Raw genomic sequence first — 18,810 nt, 5'->3', positions numbered from 1 at the left:
CTGTATCTTTCTCTTACCCGCGCACCGCAGAAATAACGCGGGCTACTTCTTCATCTGTCAGTTCCGGATGGATTGGCAACGCCAGAATGCGTTGTGCCAAATCTTCTGAAACAGGCAACGCCGTACCATCATGATGATCCCGGTAGGCTGGTTGTTTATGCAGCGGCAGCGGGTAGTAAATGGCTGATGGCACACCCTGTTCTTTCAGGCGGGCCTGCATCTGCTCACGCTCGGCGCTGTTTTTCAGCAATACGGAATAAATGGCCCATGCGCTCTGGCTATCTGGCACACGCGCAGGCACCTGCACCACATCTTTCAGGCCTGCATCATACTGGCAGGCAATTTCCTCACGCCGCGTAAGTTCTCGCGCAAAGTCATCCAGCTTGGCCAGTAGTACAGCGGCTTGCAGAGTATCCAGCCGTCCGTTCATACCGGTGCGCAACACCTCATACCGGGTTGTGCCTTCGCCATGCGTACGCAAGGAACGATAAAGAGCTGCGCGTTCCGGGTCATCCGTCAGAATAGCACCACCATCACCATAGCCACCCAAAGGCTTGGATGGAAAAAAGGATAGCGTTGTTGCTGTGGCTTCTCGCCCCAAAGGCGCACCATGCAGCTTTGCCCCAAAGGATTGTGCACAATCAGCTAGCAGAAAAAGGTCTTCTTCCTGCGCAATGGCCCGTAAATCCGCCCAAGGCGCAGGCTGACCAAACAGATCCACCCCAACAATGGCGCGTGGTTTCAGTTTACCAGCTTCCCGCACGGCACGAATGCGCTTGCGCAGGTGCTCTGGGTCAATCTGGAAGGTCTGTGGGTCAACATCCACAAAAACAGGCGTGGCACCCAATACCAATGGCACTTCTGCCGTGGCTGTGTAGGTAAACGCGGGCAGGAATACAGCGTCACCCCGACCAATCTGTTCCCCCATCATCACAATCTGCAAAGCATCTGTGCCGGAGGAAACACCCACGCACTCTTGCGCGCCACACCACTGGGCCAAGCGCTGTTCCAGCTCCAGAACCTCTGGCCCCATTACAAAGCGACAATGCGCCAGAACAGCTTCCAACCGTTGCCGCAATGCGGGTTCCAGCCGTTTTTGCTGGGCTGCGAGATCAAGAAAAGCGATAGGCCTGTTTTGTGAACTGTTCATAATGCCACCTGCTCATTGCCATCGGCCTGCGCCTGTCCGCTGTGTACAACACCCGCCGCCATAGCACCAGACGCCGCAGATTCTGGCGCCAGGGCACGCACCTCTCCTGCTGGGTTATGATCGAATTCCGGCACCAGCAATGCCAGAATACGCAAAGCAGCCTGCACATCACCTTCTCGCGCATAGGCCGTAATCTGATCCACCGCTTGGCGTATCTGCTCCAGATCAACCAGCCGGGGCGTTGCCATTAGCAGGCCGGGTTCATCGGTTGGCACTGGGGCTTCCCGGCCATGAAACAGTTCCTCATACAGTTTTTCACCGGGCCTTAAGCCCGTAAAACGAATGGTTACATCTTCATCCGGGCGCAAACCGGCCATACGGATCATCTGCCGGGCCAGATCTACAATGCGGACAGGTTCTCCCATATCCAGCACAAAAATACCGCCATGCCGCAGTAAGTCATCGGTGCCAGAGCCATCTGTATGGCGCATGCCGCGCACACTAGCTTGCAGCACCAGCCCCACCGCTTCTGGCACTGTCATGAAATATCGGCGCATTTCAGGGTGCGTGACGGTAAGTGGGCCACCACGTTCCAACTGGCGGCGGAACAATGGCACAACAGAACCAGTAGACCCTAAGACATTACCAAAGCGCACGGTAACGCACCGCATGGCATTTGGCTTACCCGATGCACGGGCACGCACGTCCAGCGCCTGACAGTACATTTCTGCCGCTCGCTTGGATGCGCCCATCAGGCTGGAGGGATTCACCGCTTTGTCTGTTGAAATCACCACCATGGCCCGTGCCCCGTGGCGAGATGCCGTATCGGCTACAACACGCGTGCCATGCACATTGGTTAGCAATCCTTCAGCCGGGTTTGCCTCCACAATAGGCACATGCTTCAGCGCTGCGGCATGAAACACCAATTCCGGACGGAAACGCGCCATCACATCATCAAGCCGCGCTTCATCCCGCACATCGGCCACCACCACTTCTCGCGGCACATGAGGGGCACAATCTGCAAGTTCCACATCTATCTGCCACAGCTCGAATTCGCCATGGTCAAGCAGAATCAGGCGTTTAGGGCCAAGCAGAGCAATCTGCCGCACCAGTTCAGAACCAATAGTGCCCCCTGCCCCCGTAACCAGAACGGTGCGGTTGCCCACCAGCCGCTCCATACCTTCCCGATCCAGTGGCACCTGTGGGCGGTTGAGCAAGTCTTCCAATGGCACAGGCCGCAGTTGCACACGCTCTGCGGGGGTAAGATCTGTTAAAGCGGGCGTGCGCAATACTGAGATACCATGCACGGCTGCTGCATCCAGCACATTGGTAAGAGCACGACCTCGGAAGGAAGGATCTGTCACCACCAAGGATTCGGGCAGCATATTATTTTTGGCCAACCGATCTAAAACGGCACCAATATCTTCCACATGCCCCAAAATGGGAACGTTGTGGATACGTCGGCCCGCTTGATGCGTGCCCAAGGCCACAAGCCCTACAACACGAATCCCTGCCTCTGGGTTACGCTCCAGCGCACGCAGATACAGATCTGCAACCGTATCTGCCCCTATCAACACTACTCGCCGTAGGTTGGCCCGGCGGAGGGCTATTCTGTGTGCCAGACGATACCCCACACGCAACCCGCCCAGCATAACCAGCAGAACCAGTGCATAAATAATGGGAAAGGTCAGGCTAGGTAACGGAAAGCCCACTGCCACAAGCCCGCATGAAAACAGCACGGAACTGGCAATGGAGGCCCCGGCAATACCCAGAAGGTCTGAAACACCGGAAAATCGCCAGTATTGCTGTGGCATACGGAATGGCAACCCACTGACAAGCAGCGTGATAGCCCCCCCAGCCAGAAACCAGAGTGGGTGCAGCAACCCATCTTGCGGGGCCGCCAGCCACCGCGCCAGAGGTGCAGCAAGTGCCGCCAATACGCCATCCAGCACGATATTTACGGCTATCCTGTTTACAGGGCGCAGACGCGGATTACGGTGTAGGGGCTGAGAGTGTTGTGATGCCATTATCTTGCACCTATAGCGTAGCACCTGCCATCCTAGAAGCGGCTCAACCGGACGACTGTCTTTTCATGTCTTTTTCTTTTTCCTGTGTGGCAATTTTCTGCCTTTTAGGTGCCTGCATTCTTTCCGCCTGTATTGTGCGGGGCATGATCGGGCTTGCCGTTATGGATACACCGGGGCATCGCAGTGCCCACGATACGCCCACCCCCAAAGGGGGCGGCATAGGTGTAATGCTTGCTTTTGCGGCTGTTTTGCCGGTGCTTATGTATGTTACTGGCCAGCCGTTTCTTTCCCTTCCCGCCTGCGCGCTGGCTGCGGCTACCCTTTTGTTATGTGCCGTTTCATGGCTTGATGACATTTATCAGTGGTCCCCCGCCATTAAGTTTGCAGCACAATGCGCCGCTGCCTGCATCATTGTGGCCGGAGGCATTACTCTGCCTTGGCCCACACCGCTTATTGGGGCCATTCTTTCCGTATTATGGCTGATATTTATAACGAACGCCGTTAATTTCATGGATGGATTAAACGGGCTGATTTCTGGCTGCTTATGTCTTGCAGCGCTATGTATAGCCGGAGCGGCTACTTATCTGGGCGTACCAACTTTACATTGGCCTGCATTGCTTATGGCTTTTTGTTTGGCAGGTTTTCTGCCTTTTAATTTCCCCAATGCCCGCATTTTTCTAGGAGATGTAGGAAGCCAAGGATGTGGGCTACTGGCAGGTGCTGCCGCCCTGTATGCTGCAGCACATTCTGCGCTTCCCTCTGGGTGGGTTGTGGGGCCTGCGCTGCTGTTTCCGTTGATTTATGATGTTATTTTCACGCTGATTCGCCGCAAACTGGCCGGACATTCCTTGGTGCAGGCGCATCGTGGGCATTTGTATCAGGTGCTCCACCGGAGCGGCATATATGCTTCCGCCATTTCCTGCATGGAATGGGCCTTCACACTTTGGGGGATAATGGTAGCCTGTTTTGTGGCCCCTATGCCTCTAACAGCAGGAAGCATAACGGCTTTTATACTTGTATGTGTGCCGCAGCTTATATGGACAGGCTTTGCCATTTTACGCACGCGCCAACACCCTGTTGGCGCGTGGTAACTGCAATCTTTTATTTTCCCAGCGTCAAGGTCAGCCCCTGTGCAGAACCTGCAAGTCGTGCACCCTGAGAAATGGTTTCAATCTTGATTCGCACGCCATTCTTGTTTTCCAGAACAGCGCCACCCAAGCCTTGCCCCAGCGTTGCTTCACCATGAGCAGCGCCATAAGTACCATTAAAATCTGACAAACGATGCAGATTATAAACGGTGCCTTTTCCTTCAATTTTAGAATAACCAACAGCTGCAATTGTGCCGCCGGTAATGGAAAACTTGTAGGTTTTACCGCCGTAACGCAGCCTGCCGCCACCCCATGTATAGCCTACTCCCAGATCGGCTGACCGCGCTGTAATAGTAACCGTAGCAGTGGGTGAGCCCATGGCATCTTCAGCATGGGCGACAGGAATAAAACTGGCTGATGCCGCAAGCGCAGCTGCGGCAAAAAATGAAGAAAATCGCATGAAACGTTCCTTTCTTCTTGTTGGTCTGGCCGAAAAATCAGCCTGCTGCTTTAGAATATAAAACAGCAGGCTTTTCAGAAAACCGTGAAGAAAAAACGCTTACTTCCTACAAAAGTTTCAAACTGGTTGAACCAGCAAAAACTTAGGCAGCCATTACACGGCGCACACGCCGAGCTACTGGTTCACGCTCTGCGGAACGCTGAGCCTTGCGTGCTGCATTTTCTACGGTTTCGCCCATAATGGTGCGAATTTCCTTTAGGTAAGCAGCACCTTTAGGCGTACGCTGCACCAGCACGGAACGACGATCCAGCGGATCTACCTTACGGCGGGCCAGATCCAGTTCACTCAACCGGTCCAAAGCGCGGGTAATAGCCGGCTTGGAAACATTCAGGCTGGCAGCCAGACCACGTACGGTATGGCCGGTTTCATCCAGATAACATGTCAAAAACACTGCCAGTTGGCGAGCGGACAGATCTGGAGCATCTCCGCGCACCAAAGATACAATCGTATCCCGCAGGGTTTTGGCCAGATCCTCTGTTTTTTCTGCTGCCTGAGGCATAAGCTTCACTTTCCTTTTGCTGCACGCTTTATCTTGGTCTCTCAAGATAAAGCGACATATTCCCGCTTCCTGTTACGGAACGAATCCCCTTGGGATTTCATATAGGAGGCGAAACGACTCTTTTAAAGTATTAATAAGAACATATTGTCCCTTCTTTTATGACGCCTTTATGGCAGCGGTATCCTGCCCTTCACAAAAAAGCTGTGTAATCGCTTTGAAAACGGCCCGAACCCCAGGAGAATCGCCACCTTTTGGCCGCCCTGGGCGGGAACTGTCATTCCAGGCATAACTGTCGATATGCACCCAACGCTGATCTGGATTTACAAACCGTTCAAGAAATAATCCGGCAGTAATCGCGCCCGCCGTAGGTCTTGATGAAATATTACTGATATCTGCAACAGAACTTCCCAACCATTCCCGATACCCTTGCCACAAAGGCAAGCGCCACATGGGGTCTGCTTCCTGCTGCCCTGCTTCCAGAAACACCTCGGAAAAGGCCTCATCATTACAGAACAAGGCGGGCAGGTCTGGCCCCAGAGCTACACGGGCGGCCCCTGTTAGGGTTGCAACATCCAACAGCAGATCGGGGTTCTGCTCTCCTGCTTCATGCAGCAAATCACACAAAACCAGACGGCCTTCTGCATCTGTATTGCCAATCTCTACCGTAAGGCCAGAACGGCTACGCACCACATCCAACGGGCGCATGGCATGCCCCGAAACGCTGTTTTCCACACAGCCAAGCCGCAGTTCCAGCCTTACTGGCAAATCCTGCGTCATAATCAGGCGGGCAAGCGCCAGAACTGTTGCGGCCCCGCCCATATCCTTTTTCATGCGCAGCATGCCGCTGGAGGGTTTAAGATCGTACCCGCCGCTATCAAAACACACGCCTTTACCGACCAAAGAAATCAGCGGCGCTTTTTTATCTGCCGTGCTGCCATGCCACTGCGCTACCACCACGCGTGGGCCGCGGTCTGACCCGTTGCCCACATGCGCCAGCAAAGGGTAGGCTTTATCCAGCGCAGACCCTTTTATAACATCCACATCAGCACCAAATTCCTTCAGCACTGTTTTGGCTGCTCGTGCCAGATCAGACGGGCCCAACAGGTTGGCTGGCGTATTAATCAGATCACGCGCAAGCCAGATGGAACGCGCCATTTCCGATGCCACGCTTGCACGTTCCTGCGCCGTGACTACCAACCGTGTTGTTGGTTTTTTGGCGGATGCAGATTTCAAACCATACTGATATGCTCCAAGGCAGAAGCCTAAAATCACATCATGGCGCGCAATGTCATCCGGCGCTTCCACCCGCCAGTCTCCGTCTGGCAATTCTTGCGCCAGAGCCCCAAAAATAAATGGGTCAACCACACCCTTTTCTGGCACGCCAAATAGCGCCGTTGGCGCCCCGTTTGTATCCGGCACCATAACCAGTTGGCCGGGGCGAGCCTTAAAGCCACAACTTTCTGCAAAAGCCGCTGCCTGTTCCCCTACCCATGTATCTAAAACCGCCTGCTCCGATGGGCGAACAGCATGAACAGTGCGCACCTTACTTCCTCGGCGGGACACAACCAGACAATCGGCTTCACGAACAGGCATGACATTTCTCCCTTCGCTTTCAGGCGAATTACCCGTCAGCATATTTCCTTCTGCAAGGATAATGGCATCTGATGGCTTGCTTTTCCACACGCAGCGGCAGACGATGTTTGCATGATGGTTTCTTCCCGCCGTATGGCTGCTGCCGCTCATCACGCATCTATGCCGGACGATGCGCCCGTGCGGGCCATTTTGGGCCCCACCAACACCGGAAAAACACATCTGGCGCTAGAACGTATGCTAGCCCATTCCTCTGGCATGATCGGCTTTCCGCTCCGTTTGCTGGCGCGCGAAAATTACGAACGCATGGTTAAGCTTAAAGGCGTGCGCTCCGTTGGGCTGATTACCGGTGAAGAAAAAATTATCCCACCACAGGCACGCTGGTTTTCCTGCACGGTGGAGGCCATGCCATCTGACCGTAAGGTGGAGTTTGTAGCCGTAGATGAAATTCAACTGTGCGCTGACCCCGAGCGCGGCCATGTTTTTACAGATCGGCTTTTAAATGCGCGCGGGCGATCTGAGACCCTTTTTCTGGGTGCAGAAACCATTGCGCCTCTGCTCAAAACCCTGATCCGTGACATAGAAATAGACACACGCCCGCGCCTTTCCAACCTGACATATACAGGGCACATGCGCCTGTCCCGCCTGCCAGCACGCACGGCCATTGTGGCTTTTTCCATGGCTGAAGTTTACGCCATTGCAGAACTTATCCGCCGTAAACGCGGGGGGTGTGCTGTGGTAATGGGCCAGCTTTCACCCCGCACCCGCAATGCGCAGGTTGCCCTCTACCAGAACCGGGAAGTGGATTATCTGGTTGCAACCGATGCTATTGGCATGGGGCTGAACATGGATATCCGGCACATTGCCTTTGCCAATATCTGCAAGTTTGATGGATACAGAAACCGGCTGCTCACCCCAGCGGAAGCGGCACAAATTGCAGGCCGCGCAGGCCGAGGCACACAGGATGGCACTTTTGGCACAACCGGAGAATGCCCATCTTTTCCGGAAGGAATGGTAGAAGCCATTGAAACCCACCATTTCGAGCCGCTGCCGTTTTTGTGGTGGCGTAATAGCAAGCTCAATTTTACCTCTCCCAGCACGCTTTACGCCAGCTTATGCCAGAAGCCTCCTGACCGATGCCTGAAATCTGCCGCCCCTGCATCCGACTTACTGGCGCTGTCTGCGCTGATGCAGAATGCCACAGTGCAAAAGTTAGCCCATACGCCTGCCCGCACCCAGTTGTTGTGGGAGGTGTGCCAGATTCCGGATTTTCGCAAACTGGGGGAAGACAGCCATATCCGACTGTGTGAGCAGATTTTCATCCTGCTTGCCCAAAAAGGACACCTGCCTTCCGCTTGGATGAAATCTCGCCTTGCCAATCTGGAACAGCTGGAGGGGGATATTGATGTCCTGATGCAGCGCCTTATGGGTATTCGCACGTGGTCCTACGTTTCAGCCAGACCAGATTGGGTCGAAAACGCTGCGCACTGGCGGAACCATACCCTAAGGCTGGAAGATGCTCTTTCCGACGTATTACATGAACGCCTGACCACACGCTTTGTAGATAAACGTGCAGCAAGTTTGGCACGGCGCTTGGAAGAAGCAGACACCACCCCTTTGCTTTCTGCCATTACCCGCACGGGTGAAGTGAGCGTAGAAGGGCATGCAGTAGGCCATATGCGGGGCTTTAGCTTTACCCCAGACCCTGAAGCTGCACAGTCTGACCAGAAACTTATTCTCAAAGCGGCACGTCGGGCGGCACGTAACCAGATACCCTATCGTGTTTCCCAGTTTTTGCAGGCACCAGACACAGAAATAACGCTGAACCTGCAAAATGGCGCACTCAGCTGGCAGAAAGATGCCATTGCGCGCTTGCAAGCCGGAGCAGATGTACTGCACCCGGTTATTGAAGTGCGTGAGGCAGAATTTCTGGAACCCGGACAGAAAGAAAAAATCCGGCAACGACTAGCTGCCTTTGTTGATGCACATATCCGCAAAGAATTGGCACCCCTATTTCATGCAGAAAAAGCAGTAGCTGATCAGCCATTGCTCCGCGGTATGGTGCATATGCTGGTAGAAAACGGAGGTGTGGCTGAGGTGCCGCACCTTTCCGCCTTGCCAGTACGTGCCAGACACATGCTGAAGCGCCTTCATATTGCCCAACAAAAAAACACTGTGTTTTGTAGTAAAATAATGCGCCCTAGCTCCATGGCTTTGCGGGCCCTTTTGTTAAGCTTACATTCTGGCATTGTTTTACCAGAACTGCCCCGCACAGGCGCTGTTTCGGCCCCTTTGCCCGCTTTGCTCACACCGCCGCAGAAATCTCTCCTGATGCGGCTTGGATGGATTATTTCTGAAGGCACCTTGATCCGACTCGATATTGCTGCTGCGCTATATGCTGAATCTATTGCTCTGATTTCACACGGATCACGGCAGATTCCGAATTTCTTTGCCTCTCGGCTAGGTGTGAAAAAGGCTATTCTTCCGGGCATTTTGCGCAGCCTTGGGCTGCATATACAAAAACCCCAGATTTTACCGGATACACATGCTGGCCCACCTGCTCCCTTTCTGATTATCCCCCAGAAAACTGTAAAAAATCGGAAACACTCAAAAAAGCGTACAGGTAGAGTTCAGCCAGAAAAATATAACCACAACAGCCCCTTTGCTGTGCTGGCAACGCTTCGGCAACACTATCAACCATAGCCCTGTTGTAAAAAGAAAGCTGCCCTCCTTACACAGGCGGGTTGCCATTAGGGCAAAAGCACCTCATATCTGCGCCATCCTTGGTGGCAGGCTTCTATATAAAGGTACTGCCATCTGACCCCACGCGGTGAGAGCCCCTCCTCCACCGCCAGATATTTTCGGAGATGGCAATGACCTACGTGGTCACTGAAAACTGCATCCGCTGCAAATTCATGGACTGTGTGGAAGTCTGCCCCGTTGACTGCTTCTACGCTGGTGAAAACTTTCTGGTCATCAACCCAGATGAATGCATTGACTGCGGCGTGTGTGAGCCTGAATGCCCCGCCGAAGCCATTTTCCCTGATAGCGACGACCGTGCAGCAGCGTGGGCAGAAATCAACGCAAAATACGCTACCCAGTGGCCAAACATTACGCGCAAGGGCACGCCCCCGGCTGATGCGGAAGAATGGAAAGACAAGCCTAACAAAACAGAGCTGCTTTCCCCCAATCCGCAGAAAGACTGAGAACCTTTATTTACTAAGGTTTGGAGAAATGGTGTCGGCCTTAGGCTGGCACCATTTTTTTGTACCCAGCCCCTAACACCTCACCTTGAGTTACCTCTGCTTTCCCCAGAAGCTGCATAATGTGTTGGCGCGAGATGCGCCCCGCATGCCCTGCCAGAAAATACCCAATAAAAAAGCCCCTGTAGCCATAATAGCTACAGGGGCTTTTTTCAGCTTGCTCTCTACCGCCACTTAACGCGGCGGTAGAAACATCACCATATTAGCGGGACATCATGTGCAGTGCGGTGTTGTTCATGATGAACACCGAACCAACAATCAGGATGGCCACGAAAGCAACGGTGAAAACAAAGCACATGTTGTTCCAGCGCTGTTCGGAATCTCCGCCCATGTGCAGGAAGTAGTGCAGATGCACCAGAACCTGAACCAGAGCGAGAGCTGAAACAGCAGCCAGAGTGCCTGCCGGCGAGAGGCTATGGCTCATCACCACACCAAACGACAGCACCGTTAGAACGACGGCAAGAACAAACCCGATAATGTAAGAAGATACGCTACCGTGGCTCTCGCCTGAGGAGGATGTATGCGGATTGCTCATCAGATCATGCTCGCCAGATAGACATAGGTGAAAACGCAGATCCAGACGATATCCAGAAAGTGCCAGAACAAGCTCAGGCAGGTGAGCTTATTCATCATACGTTCCGGAATTTCAGTCGTACCCATCAGCTGAACGATCAGGGTAACAATCCAGATCAGACCACACGTGACATGCAGACCGTGAGTAGACACCAGCGTAAAGAACGCAGACAGGAATGCACTGCGATCCGGACCGGCGCCTTCTGCGATCATGTGCGCAAATTCACGCAGTTCCAGCCCCACAAAGCCAAGGCCCAGCAGGAAGGTAACGCCAAGCCAAAGGATAACCTTGGAAACCTGGCTCTTATGGGCGGCAATCATGCCGAACCCATAAGTGATGGACGAAACCAGCAGGAGGGCTGTTTCCAGCCCAAGCCCACCAAATTCGAACAGTTCGTGGCCGGTTGGGCCACCGTTAAACTGGTTACGCAGAACTGCAAACACGGCAAAAAGCGTGCCGAAGATGATGCAGTCCGTCATCAGATAGACCCAGAACCCGAACACCACCGGAGATTCGTGGTGATGTTCGTCGTGGCCTGCGGTCTGAACAGTTGTGTTCTGTGCCATATTATTCAGCTGCCTGTGCCATCAGTTTACGGGTGTGCTCGTTTTCAATCCGGGCAACCTCATCGGCAGGGATATAGTAGTCGATATCCTTATCAGCGCTGCGGGCAATTACCGAACCGATAACACCAACAAGACCAATAGCAGCCAGCCACCAGATGTACCAAACCGCAGCAAAACCGAAGATCAGGGAGAAGATACCACAAGCCAGCCCCAAAGAGGTGTTCTTGGGCATGTGGATTGCTTCGTACTGAGCACCAGCCTGACGGGTATCAATACCATTTTCCTTATCATGCATGAACGCATCGAGTTCGTGCACATGAGGAACGATAGCAAAGTTGTATACCGGCGGCGGGGAAGAGGTGGACCATTCCAGCGTACGGCCATTCCATGGGTCACCGGTCACGTCGCGGTTCTGCGGCAGGTTACGGTCACGGATGGAAACATACAGCTGTGTAAGCTGGCAAGCGATACCAAGCATAACCAGCACTGCACCAACTTCAGCAACCAGCAGCCACGGATGCCATGCCGGATTGTCGTAGTGGTTCAGACGACGGGTCATACCTTCGAAACCGACAATGTAGAGCGGTACGAATGCACAATAGAAGCCAACAAACCAGAACCAGAAAGCGCGCTTGCCCCAGGTTTCATCCAGCTTAAAGCCCATCACCTTCGGGAACCAGAAGTTCATGCCACAGATGTAACCGAAATACACACCACCAATAATGGTATTATGGAAGTGGGCAATCAGGAACAGGGAGTTATGCAGAACAAAGTCAGCACCCGGGATAGCCAGCATAACGCCAGTCATACCACCGATGGTGAAGGTGATCATGAAGCCAACAGCCCAGTACATGCAGGCATGGAACTGGATGCGGCCCTTATACATGGTGAACAGCCAGTTAAACAGCTTAACACCAGTAGGAATGGAGATGATCATGGTCGCGATACCAAAGAAGGCATTCACGTCCGGACCAGCGCCCATTGTGAAGAAGTGATGAACCCATACCATGAAGGACAGAACCATGATGGAGCAGGTTGCATAAACCATGGTGCTGTAACCAAACAGCGGCTTGCCGGAAAATGCAGGAACAACTTCCGAAAACACACCGAAGGCAGGAATAACAAGAATGTAAACTTCCGGATGGCCCCAAGCCCAGATCAGGTTCAGGTACAGCATCTGGTTGCCCCCACCATCATTGGTGAAGAAGTGCATCCCGAAGTAACGGTCCAGACCCAGCAGAGCAACAGCAACCGTCAGAACAGGGAAGGCCACCATGATCAGGATGGAAGCGCAGAAAGCTGTCCAGGTGAAAACAGGCATTTTCATCCAGGTCATGCCCGGAGCGCGCATCTTCACGATGGTTACAAAGAAGTTCACACCGGTCAGCAGCGTGCCAACACCGGAAATCTGAACGGCCCAGATGTAGTAATCAACACCAACGCCAGGGCTGAACTGATTTTCAGACAGAGGCGGATATGCCAGCCAGCCGCACTGCGAGAATTCACCAATGAACAGAGAAACGTTCACCAGGATAAACGCAACAGCCGTCATCCAGAAGCTCAGGTTGTTCAGGAACGGGAAAGCAACGTCACGCGCACCAATTTGCAGAGGCACGATGAAGTTGAACAGACCGGTCATGAACGCCATGGCCAGGAAGAAGATCATGATCGTTCCGTGAGCGGAGAAGATCTGATCGTAATGGTGTGGTGGTAGGTAGCCTGGGTTACCTGCATACGCCAGCGCGAGCTGAGTACGCATCATGATAGCGTCAGCAAAACCACGGAAAAGAGCGACCAGTGCCAGGATGATGTACATCACGGCTAGACGCTTATGATCGACAGAAGTGAACCACTCTTTCCAGAGGTAGCCCCACTTACCGTAATACGTAATAAGTCCCAGTACCGCGACACCGACAATGACAACGCCGATGAACGTCCCTACCAGGATCGGCACATCCAACGGGATGGCCGAGAGCGATAGTCTCCCTAGCATAGATCCTATTCCTTCATATTCATGTCGGACATCGCAGACTGCTGCACCTGGATCATCTTGCCAGTGCTTTTGTCCATGACCATGCCATTGTTGTACTTGGCAACGATCGTGTTGAACATGCCGGGTTCAACATGCGCGAAATACTCGACGGGGTTCGCTTCGCTTGGGGCAGCAAGTTTCGGATAGGTCTGGCTATCCAGCTGCTCGGAAGAAGACTTCACCTTTTCAACCCAGGCATTGAATTCATCACCGCTTACAGCAAGCGTGTGGAATTTCATGTCAGAAAAGCCACGGCCACTGTAGTTGGCAGACTCACCCAGATAGTCGCCTGGTTCGCTCGCCAGCAGATGAAGCTGGGTCTGCATGCCTGCCATTGCGTAGATCATGGAACCAAGACGCGGGATGAAGAAGGAGTTCATCACGGAATCAGAGGTGATGTTGAAGTCAATCGGGGTGTTGACCGGAATGGCCAGCTGATTGACCGTTGCAATACCCTGTTCTGGGTAGATGAACAGCCATTTCCAGTCCAGAGCCACCACTTCAACGTGCAGAGGCTTGGTATTTGCTTCTGCTTCAAGTGGCTTATACGGATCCAGAGAATGACAGGTCTGATAGGTAATCACTGCCAGGAAGAGGATAATCAGGGAAGGCACGCCCCAAATAATCACTTCAATTTTGTTGGAGTGGCACCACTTCGGCAGATACTCGGCGCTCGTGTTAGACTGGCGATACTGCCAGGCAAACAGAAGCGTCAGCAGGATGGTCGGAATCACAACAATCAGCATTGCGACTGTGGAGGTGGCAATTAGGGTTTTAACCCCTTCACCAACCGGGCCTTTCGGGTCGAGAACATCAAGTTCACACCCGGCAAGCAGCAATGCTGACGATAGGCCGCCCAATCGCGCCACTCTCGCCAGTAACTTGTTTTTCATCGCACGCCTCTTGGTTCTGACATCAAATTAGCCTCACTAAGACTCTTTGTTCTGCTGCCATAGAAGCCTGACAACAGCAAGAAAAACCGCGTTTCAACATTCCCCACCTACCACAAACACATATCAGACCGTTGTTTCCTTCATAAACACAAGGAACACGGCATATCGTGCTGGTGACAGAATGAACGGAGCGCGAAAACACCTTGCGCGCACTTTATTCCTAAAGCGCAGATTCTCAAATGTCGGAAAAGTTCCATCAGCCTTTCGTCATAATCAGGTTAGCTGATATGGCGGTGCGGCATGGGTACTCTGGTGCGATAAAAACAGAGGCAAACAACTTCACGAAATATTTCAAAATATTTCTGTATTTTTCTGGAAAATACAATTTCGCTTTCGATTTCATGCCGTTACACGAAAATATTTTATCTCACATTTTCGTTACAGAATCTTGAATCAAGATAACGGCCTATTTTGGTACGCATTCCGGACAAACATGCCGCCATTCATTCAGGGCATACCTTCCCATACAAAAAAACCCAGCCCTCTGAGAGGCTGGGTTTTCTTTTCTAGGATACCGGCGGAGCGTACGCCCCATACCGACTCCTGTATAAATTAATCGTTGGAGTTTCTTGCGCCCATAAACTGCAGAAGAAACTGAAAAAGGTTGATGAAGTTCAGATACAGGCTCAACGCATCATATACGCTGCGCTTAGCTGTCATTTCCGGGCCTTCATACGCAGCAAGCTGCGGATAGGTAACCCGGATACGCTGCGCATCAAATGCACTGAACGCTGTAAAGATGAAGACACCCACAATGCTGTACACATAATACAAAGCCGGGCTCTTCAGGAACAGGTTCACCAAGCCAGCAATCAGCAGCCCAAACAGCCCCATCATCAGGAAAGAGCTAAAGCGCAACAGATTGGCTTTGGTAACGTATCCCCACAAAGACGTTGCAGCGAACATGCAGGCCGTTACCAGAAACACCCGGACAATAGATGTATCTGTATAAATAACGAAAATATTGGCCATGCTAGCGCCCATGGTGGCACAAAACGCCCAAAACAGCGCTTGCGCACCCTGCAGGGAAAGCCTGTTCAAACCGAAGGACATAACAAGCACAAATGCCAATGGCGAAAGCATAGCCACATCACCCAACAATGTTGGGCGCGGCACCAAGCCACCCGGTACCTGTACCACCTGAAAAAACAGATGGCTCAAACTTGTGTTGGCAATAACATATGCCACTATACCGGTAAGCAGCAGGCCAGATGCCATCCAGTTATAAACGCGTAGCATATAGGCCCGCAGCCCAGCATCCAGATTGGCTGCCTGAGCATTCCAGTCTGTGGGCGTAGCGGGGGATCGGTAGTCGTGACTAAACGACATGGTGTTTAACTCTCCTTGTCCGGACAGGCCGGCTTTGCTTAATACTTGTGGCTGCCCTGCCCTGTCGTCAAGGGTTACAAAGAATCAGGTCAAAAACAGGGCGCTTTATTCCTGCCTGATTTTTATCTCTTCATATAACGCGCTCCCCCACAAATCGGCCATCACAAGCCAAGGAATAAAGTACCAGTATGTTTTTGATTGCCGGAATTCGCCTTCCCGCCCCCATGCTGGAATTCTTTCAGCAAATTCAGACCTTCTTCCCCAATCGGGAATGGGAGCCTGAACCCTTCCTGTTTCTTCCGCTGGTGATCATGGGAGAAACCTCTGATCCAGACATCATGGAGAATCTGGATGCGGGGCTGCTTTCTATCCAGACATCAACTCCGGCAACACTTGTCCACTCCGGGTTAGACGTTGTGCAGCAAGGCGAGCGAATCATTCTTACGGCCAAGATTCTATCTGCCGTATGTGATCACCTTTCCGTGAAAATCAGGCGTCAGACTCAGCAAGCAGGCTTGAAGGTAAAGCGTATCTGCCACCCACTCAGCGTGCCACTGGCCACAATCTCAACTGTTCCACCAGAAGACGTCCATAACTGGTTGCGCATCCACCACAGTCTGCGTGCACCAGAGGACGAGGTTTATGAATTCACCCTGTTCAGTTCTTGGAAAAATCGTGAAACGACAGATATGGAACTTCTGGCCGATTATGCGTTTACATCAGGTTGCATAGAACCTACACACTTGTTATAACAAGCTTTGTAAGCGCCTTTCATAACCTGATTGTGAGCATAATTTCCGGCTCTACAGGCCTGTAAGCACGGGAAATTATCCCGCAGAATGGAAGCTGCTATTCCTTCCCCGTGATTGACAGACAGCGTTCCCCTTGGCTGTTGTGTGAGAAACCGGCCTGCCGGCTATCTTTTTCCTCACCGTATATAATAGTCGAGGACATGAACGCATGACCCGCCCCGCCTCCGCCAAGAGACGTTCACTGCTAGGAATTCTCGCGGCCGGAACAATCTGTGCCGCTGCTTTGCCTTACGCGGCAGTCCCTGCCCGCGCTGACGGTCAGGGTAATACGGGGGAAGCTATCATCCACGCAGATGATCACCCCGAAAACTGGCTTTCTTATGGTCGCACTTACAGCGAACAGCGCTATAGCCCCCTAGATCAGATCAACCGCTCCAACGTGGGTGATCTTAAGCTGGCTTGGTACTACACGCTGGATACCAACCGCGGGCAGGAAGCAACCCCGCTGGTGGTAGATGGCATTATGTATGCCACAACCAACTGGTCTAAAATGGAAGCGCTGGACGCTGCCACAGGTAAGCTGCTGTGGCAGTATGACCCCAAAGTGCCCGGCAACATTGCTGATAAAGGCTGCTGTGATACGGTTAACCGTGGTGCAGGCTATTGGAACGGCAAGGTTTTCTGGGGCACGTTTGACGGCCGTCTGGTTGCTGCCGATGCAAAAACCGGTAAAAAGGTTTGGGAAGTTAACACCATCCCAGCCGATGCCTCCTTGGGCAAGCAGCGCTCCTACACAGTGGATGGCGCGGTACGCGTAGCAAAAGGCCTGGTGCTGATTGGTAACGGTGGTGCTGAATTTGGTGCCCGTGGCTTTGTTTCCGCTTTTGATGCCGAAACCGGCAAGCTGAAATGGCGCTTCTACACCGTTCCGAACAACAAGAACGAACCTGATCACGCTGTATCAGACAATATTCTGATGAGCAAAGCCTACAAAACCTGGGGCCCCAAAGGCGCTTGGGTACGTCAGGGCGGCGGCGGCACCGTATGGGATTCTCTGGTTTATGATCCGGTCAGTGACCTGATCTACCTGGCTGTTGGTAACGGCTCCCCCTGGAACTATAAATACCGTTCCGAAGGCATTGGTTCCAACCTATTCCTGGGCAGCATTGTCGCCCTGAAGCCTGAAACGGGTGAATATGTCTGGCACTTCCAGGCAACCCCGATGGATCAGTGGGATTACACTTCTGTTCAGCAGATCATGACACTGGACATGCCAGTGAATGGCGAAATGCGCCACGTGATCGTGCATGCTCCTAAAAACGGCTTCTTCTACGTTCTGGATGCCAAGACTGGTGAATTCCTGTCTGGCAAAAACTACGTTTACCAGAACTGGGCCAATGGTCTGGACCCGCTGACAGGTCGCCCGATTTACAACCCGGATGGTCTGTACACCCTGAACGGCAAGTTCTGGTACGGTATTCCTGGCCCACTGGGTGCACATAACTTTATGGGCATGGCTTACAGCCCCAAAACGCATCTGGTCTATATCCCGGCTCATCAGATTCCGTTTGGTTATAAAAACCAGGTTGGTGGCTTTAAGCCACATGCGGATTCCTGGAACGTTGGTCTGGACATGACCAAGAACGGTCTGCCTGACACCCCAGAAGCACGTACCGCTTATATTAAGGATCTGCACGGCTGGCTGCTGGCATGGGATCCGGTCAAGATGGAAACGGTCTGGAAGATTGACCACAAAGGTCCGTGGAACGGCGGCGTTCTGGCCACCGGCGGTGATCTTCTGTTCCAGGGCTTGGCCAATGGTGAATTCCACGCCTATGACGCCACAAACGGTAGCGATCTTTACAAGTTTGACGCACAGAGCGGCATTATCGCTCCGCCTATGACCTATAGCGTCAACGGCAAGCAGTATGTTGCTGTTGAAGTGGGCTGGGGCGGCATCTACCCGATTTCCATGGGTGGCGTAGGCCGTACTTCTGGCTGGACAGTTAACCACTCCTACATTGCTGCGTTCTCTCTGGATGGCAAAGCCAAACTGCCGGCTCTGAACAACCGCGGCTTCCTGCCCGTAAAACCACCTGCACAGTATGACCAGAAGGTCGTTGATAATGGTTACTTCCAGTATCAGACCTACTGCCAGACCTGTCATGGTGATAACGGCGAAGGCGCAGGCATGCTGCCTGATCTGCGTTGGGCCGGTGCTATCCGCCACCAGGATGCCTTCTACAACGTGGTTGGTCGCGGTGCGCTGACGGCTTACGGGATGGATCGCTTTGACACCAGCATGACGCCGGATGAAATTGAAGCTATCCGTCAGTATCTGATCAAACGAGCAAACGACACGTATCAGCGTGAAGTGGATGCTCGGAAGAATGACAAGAACATTCCCGAAAACCCGACACTTGGCATTAACCCCTAATGCCTCGGCAGAGTTACGACGTCATTCAGC

15 protein-coding genes are annotated in these 18,810 nt (G+C 52.8%); 5 read left to right on the top strand and 10 right to left on the bottom strand.

The genetic code is table 11. The features are described from left to right. Window positions 1–13 precede the first annotated feature (13 nt). Window positions 14–1,150: a DegT/DnrJ/EryC1/StrS family aminotransferase gene (locus ACP7IZ_RS04265; RefSeq protein WP_426847981.1), complete on the bottom strand. Its 1,137-nt coding sequence runs from the start codon at window positions 1,148–1,150 to the stop codon at window positions 14–16. Next, window positions 1,147–3,177, bottom strand: a complete 2,031-nt coding sequence (locus tag ACP7IZ_RS04260; RefSeq protein ID WP_426847980.1) for a polysaccharide biosynthesis protein — start codon at window positions 3,175–3,177, stop codon at window positions 1,147–1,149. Before ACP7IZ_RS04260 ends, ACP7IZ_RS04265 begins: the two co-directional genes overlap by 4 nt. Here ACP7IZ_RS04260 and ACP7IZ_RS04255 point away from each other — a divergent pair. Beyond that, window positions 3,171–4,268, top strand: a complete 1,098-nt coding sequence (locus ACP7IZ_RS04255; protein WP_426847979.1) for a UDP-phosphate alpha-N-acetylglucosaminephosphotransferase — start codon at window positions 3,171–3,173, stop codon at window positions 4,266–4,268. The two genes, ACP7IZ_RS04260 and ACP7IZ_RS04255, sit on opposite strands and share 7 nt — an antisense overlap. Before the next feature lie 10 nt (window positions 4,269–4,278). Here ACP7IZ_RS04255 and ACP7IZ_RS04250 read toward each other — a convergent pair whose 3' ends face one another. From ACP7IZ_RS04250 to ACP7IZ_RS04240, 3 genes are all read right to left on the bottom strand, one after another. After that, a complete protein-coding gene (locus tag ACP7IZ_RS04250) occupies window positions 4,279–4,725 on the bottom strand; it encodes a hypothetical protein (protein ID WP_426847978.1) in 447 nt (148 codons plus the stop codon). 142 nt (window positions 4,726–4,867) lie between these two features. Next, the gene (locus ACP7IZ_RS04245; protein WP_426847977.1) at window positions 4,868–5,284 is read right to left on the bottom strand and encodes a MarR family transcriptional regulator; all 417 of its coding nucleotides are present in this window, start codon (window positions 5,282–5,284) and stop codon (window positions 4,868–4,870) included. Window positions 5,285–5,440: 156 nt separating this feature from the next. Further along, window positions 5,441–7,027, bottom strand: a complete 1,587-nt coding sequence (locus tag ACP7IZ_RS04240; protein ID WP_426847976.1) for a leucyl aminopeptidase family protein — start codon at window positions 7,025–7,027, stop codon at window positions 5,441–5,443. Between the two features lie 9 nt (window positions 7,028–7,036). Here ACP7IZ_RS04240 and ACP7IZ_RS04235 point away from each other — a divergent pair, with 9 nt between their 5' ends. Further along, the gene (locus tag ACP7IZ_RS04235) at window positions 7,037–9,577 is read left to right on the top strand and encodes a helicase-related protein (RefSeq protein ID WP_426848231.1); all 2,541 of its coding nucleotides are present in this window, start codon (window positions 7,037–7,039) and stop codon (window positions 9,575–9,577) included. Between the two features lie 170 nt (window positions 9,578–9,747). Next, on the top strand, window positions 9,748–10,080 hold the full coding sequence (gene fdxA / locus ACP7IZ_RS04230; protein ID WP_012812302.1) for a ferredoxin FdxA: 333 nt from the start codon (window positions 9,748–9,750) through the stop codon (window positions 10,078–10,080). Between the two features lie 259 nt (window positions 10,081–10,339). Here the strand turns inward: fdxA and cyoD are convergent, their stop codons facing one another. The 5 genes from cyoD to ACP7IZ_RS04205 form a co-directional block, all read right to left on the bottom strand. After that, window positions 10,340–10,672, bottom strand: a complete 333-nt coding sequence (gene cyoD, locus ACP7IZ_RS04225; RefSeq protein ID WP_003629825.1) for a cytochrome o ubiquinol oxidase subunit IV — start codon at window positions 10,670–10,672, stop codon at window positions 10,340–10,342. Then, window positions 10,672–11,277, bottom strand: a complete 606-nt coding sequence (gene cyoC, locus ACP7IZ_RS04220; RefSeq protein ID WP_006116681.1) for a cytochrome o ubiquinol oxidase subunit III — start codon at window positions 11,275–11,277, stop codon at window positions 10,672–10,674. Before cyoC ends, cyoD begins: the two co-directional genes overlap by 1 nt. A 1-nt stretch (window position 11,278) precedes the next feature. After that, a complete protein-coding gene (cyoB, locus tag ACP7IZ_RS04215) occupies window positions 11,279–13,270 on the bottom strand; it encodes a cytochrome o ubiquinol oxidase subunit I (RefSeq protein ID WP_019087776.1) in 1,992 nt (663 codons plus the stop codon). Window positions 13,271–13,275: 5 nt separating this feature from the next. Beyond that, window positions 13,276–14,202, bottom strand: a complete 927-nt coding sequence (gene cyoA / locus ACP7IZ_RS04210) for a ubiquinol oxidase subunit II (protein ID WP_006116679.1) — start codon at window positions 14,200–14,202, stop codon at window positions 13,276–13,278. Between the two features lie 612 nt (window positions 14,203–14,814). After that, the gene (locus ACP7IZ_RS04205; protein WP_426847974.1) at window positions 14,815–15,591 is read right to left on the bottom strand and encodes a Bax inhibitor-1/YccA family protein; all 777 of its coding nucleotides are present in this window, start codon (window positions 15,589–15,591) and stop codon (window positions 14,815–14,817) included. A 188-nt stretch (window positions 15,592–15,779) separates the two neighbouring features. Here ACP7IZ_RS04205 and ACP7IZ_RS04200 point away from each other — a divergent pair, with 188 nt between their 5' ends. Next, window positions 15,780–16,343 (top strand): hypothetical protein, encoded by a 564-nt coding sequence (locus ACP7IZ_RS04200; RefSeq protein ID WP_426847973.1) that lies wholly within the window; start codon window positions 15,780–15,782, stop codon window positions 16,341–16,343. 208 nt (window positions 16,344–16,551) lie between these two features. After that, a complete protein-coding gene (locus ACP7IZ_RS04195) occupies window positions 16,552–18,780 on the top strand; it encodes a PQQ-dependent dehydrogenase, methanol/ethanol family (RefSeq protein WP_426847972.1) in 2,229 nt (742 codons plus the stop codon). Window positions 18,781–18,810 lie beyond the last annotated feature (30 nt).

The organism is Acetobacter sp. AAB5, assembly GCF_050106715.1.
In the GTDB taxonomy this organism is placed as follows: Bacteria; Pseudomonadota; Alphaproteobacteria; order Acetobacterales; family Acetobacteraceae; genus Acetobacter; species Acetobacter oryzifermentans.
The sequence above is the reverse complement of the archived record's forward strand: the minus strand, read 5'-3'. Positions and strand labels throughout refer to the sequence as shown.